Here is a 4,377-nt window from a genome sequence, read left to right as displayed (position 1 = left end):
CCCGAAGGCCGGAGGCCCCATTGCGGAGCCACGAAAACGGTAACGGGGGGGGGAGCCGCCCGCCGTACGCGTCGGGGGCGGGGCGGAGAACGCGGAAGGGCCCGGCCGCGGCGTGCGGCCGGGCCCTTCCGCGTGCGGGTTACGCCTTGCGGAGGCGGAACGTCAGGGACAGGGACTCGTCCGAGAACGGAGCGCCGAAGGTGTCGTCGGCCTCGGTGTCGGCGAAGTCCGTGCACAGGACCTCGTCGGCGATCAGGGCCGCGTGGTCCGTGAGGGCCGAGGCGACCTCCGGGTCCGTGGACCGCCAGCGCAGCGCGATCCGGTCCGCGACGTCCAGGCCGCTGTTCTTCCGGGCCTCCTGGATCAGGCGGATCGCGTCACGGGCGAGGCCCGCGCGGCGCAGCTCGGGGGTGATCTCCAGGTCCAGGGCGACCGTCGCGCCCGCGTCGGAGGCGACCGACCAGCCCTCACGCGGCGTCTCGGTGATGATCACCTCGTCCGGCGTGAGCGTGATCGTCTCGCCGTTGACCTCCAGGGTGGCCTCGCCACCGCGCAGGGCCAGGGACAGCGCCGCCGCGTCCGTCGCGGCGATCGCCTTCGCCACGTCCTGGACGCCCTTGCCGAAGCGCTTGCCCAGGGCGCGGAAGTTCGCCTTGGCGGTCGTGTCGACCAGCGAGCCGCCCACCTCGGAGAGGGAGGCGAGCGAGGAGACGTTCAGCTCCTCCGTGATCTGGGCGTGCAGCTCGGTCGAGAGCGACTCGAAGCCCGCCGCGGCGACGAGCGCCCGCGAGAGGGGCTGGCGGGTCTTGACCCCGGACTCCGCTCGCGTGGCGCGGCCCAGCTCCACCAGGCGGCGGACGAGCGCCATCTGCGAGGAGAGGGAGGGGTCGATGGCGGACAGGTCCGGCTCCGGCCAGCCGGACAGGTGGACCGACTCGGGTGCCTCCGGCGTCACCGGCACGACCAGGTCCTGCCAGACCCGCTCGGTGATGAACGGGGTCAGCGGGGCCATCAGGCGCGTGACGGTCTCCACGACGTCGTGGAGGGTGCGCAGGGCCGCCTTGTCGCCCTGCCAGAAGCGGCGGCGTGAGCGGCGCACGTACCAGTTCGACAGGTCGTCCACGAAGGCCGACAGCAGCTTGCCGGCGCGCTGGGTGTCGTAGGCCTCCAGGGCCTGCGTCACCTGGTCCACGAGCGCGTGCAGCTCGGACAGCAGCCAGCGGTCCAGCAGCGGCCGGTCCGCCGGGGCCGGGTCCTCGGCCGACGGCGCCCAGCCGGACGTCCGCGCGTACAGCGCCTGGAATGCGACGGTGTTCCAGTACGTCAGGAGCGTCTTGCGGACGACCTCCTGGATCGTTCCGTGGCCCACGCGCCGCGCCGCCCACGGGGAGCCGCCGGCCGCCATGAACCAGCGCACCGCGTCCGCGCCGTGCTGGTCCATGAGCGGGATCGGCTGGAGGATGTTGCCCAGGTGCTTGGACATCTTCCGGCCGTCCTCGGCGAGGATGTGGCCCAGGCAGACCACGTTCTCGTACGACGACTTGTCGAAGACCAGGGTGCCGACGGCCATCAGCGTGTAGAACCAGCCGCGGGTCTGGTCGATCGCCTCCGAGATGAACTGCGCCGGGTAGCGCTTCTCGAACAGGTCCTTGTTCTTGTACGGGTAGCCGTACTGCGCGAACGGCATGGAGCCCGAGTCGTACCAGGCGTCGATGACCTCGGGGACGCGCGTCGCCGTCCCCCGGCACGTCGGGCAGGGGAAGGTCACGTCGTCGATGTACGGGCGGTGCGGGTCCAGGGACGACTGGTCGGAGCCCGTGAGCTCGCTCAGCTCGGCGAGCGAGCCGACACAGGTGAGGTGGCCCTCCTCGCAGCGCCAGATCGGCAGCGGCGTGCCCCAGTAGCGGTTGCGGGACAGCGCCCAGTCGATGTTGTTGTTCAGCCAGTCGCCGAAGCGGCCGTGCTTGACGGAGTCCGGGAACCAGTTGGTGTTCTCGTTCTCCTCCAGCAGCCGGTCCTTGACCGCGGTCGTACGGATGTACCACGACGGCTGGGCGTAGTAGAGCAGTGCCGTGTGGCAGCGCCAGCAGTGCGGGTAGCTGTGCTCGTACGCGATGTGCTTGAAGAGCAGGCCGCGGGCCTGGAGGTCGGCGGTGAGGGCCTCGTCGGCCTTCTTGAAGAACTGGCCGCCGACGAGAGCGAGGTCCTCCTCGAAGGTGCCGTCCGGCCGGACCGGGTTCACGACGGGCAGGCCGTACGCGCGGCAGACCTTGAGGTCGTCCTCACCGAAGGCGGGCGCCTGGTGGACCAGACCCGTACCGTCCTCGGTGGTCACGTAGTCGGCGTTCACGACGAAGTGGGCCGGCGCGGGGAACTCGACGAGCTCGAAGGGGCGCTCGTACGTCCAGCGCTCCATCTCGGCGCCGGTGAAGGTCTGCCCGGTGGCCTCCCAGCCCTCGCCGAGCGCCTTCTCCAGCAGCGGCCGGGCGACGACCAGCTTCTCCTCGCCGTTGGTGGCGACGACGTAGGTGACCTCGGGGTGGGCGGCGACGGCGGTGTTGGAGACGAGGGTCCAGGGGGTCGTCGTCCAGACCAGGAGGGCGGCCTCGCCCGCGAGCGGGCCGGAGGTCAGCGGGAAGCGCACGAAGACGGACGGGTCGACGACCGTCTCGTACCCCTGCGCCAGCTCGTGGTCGGACAGGCCCGTGCCGCAGCGCGGGCACCAGGGGGCGACGCGGTGGTCCTGGACCAGGAGCCCCTTGTCGAAGATCTCCTTCAGGGACCACCAGACCGACTGGACGTACTCCGGGTCCATCGTCCGGTAGGCGTCGTCCAGGTCGACCCAGTAGCCCATGCGGGTCGTCAGCTCGGCGAACGCGTCGGTGTGGCGGGTCACGGACTCGCGGCACTTGGCGTTGAACTCGGCGATGCCGTACGCCTCGATGTCCTTCTTGCCGGAGAAGCCGAGCTCCTTCTCCACGGCGAGCTCGACCGGCAGGCCGTGGCAGTCCCAGCCGGCCTTGCGGGCGACGTGGTAGCCCCGCATGGTGCGGAAGCGGGGGAACACGTCCTTGAAGACGCGGGCCTCGATGTGGTGGGCGCCGGGCATGCCGTTGGCGGTCGGGGGGCCCTCGTAGAAGACCCACTCCGGGCGGCCCTCGGACTGCTCGAGGCTCTTGGCGAAGATCTTCTGCTCGCGCCAGAACTCGAGCACGGCGTGCTCGAGGGCGGGCAGGTCGACCTGGGCGGGTACCTGGCGGTACTGCGACATCGAATCCTCCGGCGGACTGTTCCTCGTTCCGTCGGAGGGACGAGAGCGCGCTGCGTGCTCCCGCGGTACCACCCTCCTTGGCCCCGGGCGTCCGGCCGGACGTCCTGAGCCCCCTCATTGGGGTCGCGATGCCGGTTCTACTGGCCTTGCGGCGTTCTTCCGGCGGCTCCGGGGTGATGATTCACGTCGGGCTCGCCCCCGGGCTCTCACCGTCCCCGGGTCGCTCATGGCTGCGTACGACGCTACTGGTCCCCATCCACGCCTTTCGCTCCGCCCAGTGTACGGGCCTCGCGGGGGCGGAGCCGACCGCTTTTCGCCGGCGCCGCGGCGGGCGGCGGGGTGACCCGAATGGCCACATGCGCGCCGCCAGCTCCGCAACGGCCGAGGTGGCCGGATTACGGCGCGGGGAGCTGGGCACAACGGATGCAGGCTGTCCTGCCGCGGGCATGGGGCCACCGGAACCGGCGGCGTGCCCCGTTGCCGCGGGGCTGGAGTCGATTTATCGTCCCAGCACGATTCGCGAGCAAGATCACAATATGTGAAGGGGCCGCGACATGGTGGCGAAGAAGACCGCCGCGGAGAAGACGGCCGCCAGGAAGACGACCGCGAAGGCGGCGCGGGCCGCGCCGGCGGAGGCACCCGCGCGGGCGCCTGCGCACCGGGTTTCCACGAGGTCGTCCGCTGCCGCCTCGCGGAAGGCCCCCGCCAGGAAGGCCCCCGGTCCGGTCGCCGAGGCCCGCGCCGAGGTGCTGGTGGACGCGGCGCCCGCGCGGAGGGCCCCGGCGGGGAAGACGCAGGCCGGAAAGGCCGCCGCTGGGGCAGGGGGGGAGCCGGCCGCCGGAAGGGCTGCCCGAAAGGCGTCCGCCAAGAAGACAGCCGCCAAGGAGGCTCCCGCGAGGAAGACCGTGGCCAGGACGTCGCCCGCCGAGGAAACGTCCTCCAGGAAGGCGGCCGCAAAGGAAACGCCCCACAAGAAGGCGTCCGCGAAGAGGACGTCTGCACCGGAGGCGGTTGCCGAGGAGCCACCCACGTCAACGGCACCCGCCGAAGAAGCGTCCTCCAAGAAGAAGACCGCCAGGAAGGCGCCCGCCACGCACGCGTCGGGC

The 4,377-nt window shown here is 71.6% G+C and carries 2 protein-coding genes; both read right to left on the bottom strand.

What is annotated here, in order from left to right:
* Positions 1 to 139: 139 nt before the first annotated feature.
* Positions 140 to 3,271 (bottom strand): isoleucine--tRNA ligase, encoded by a 3,132-nt coding sequence (ileS, locus tag IH00_RS0103245; RefSeq protein ID WP_031069308.1) that lies wholly within the window; start codon positions 3,269 to 3,271, stop codon positions 140 to 142.
* A 529-nt stretch (positions 3,272 to 3,800) separates the two neighbouring features.
* A partial coding sequence (locus IH00_RS42585) for a hypothetical protein (RefSeq protein ID WP_052411152.1) occupies positions 3,801 to 4,377 on the bottom strand: 577 nt, incomplete at its 5' end.

This window comes from Streptomyces sp. NRRL S-118, from assembly GCF_000716335.1.
Taxonomy (GTDB): Bacteria; Actinomycetota; Actinomycetes; order Streptomycetales; family Streptomycetaceae; genus Streptomyces.
The sequence above is the reverse complement of the archived record's forward strand: the minus strand, read 5'-3'. Positions and strand labels throughout refer to the sequence as shown.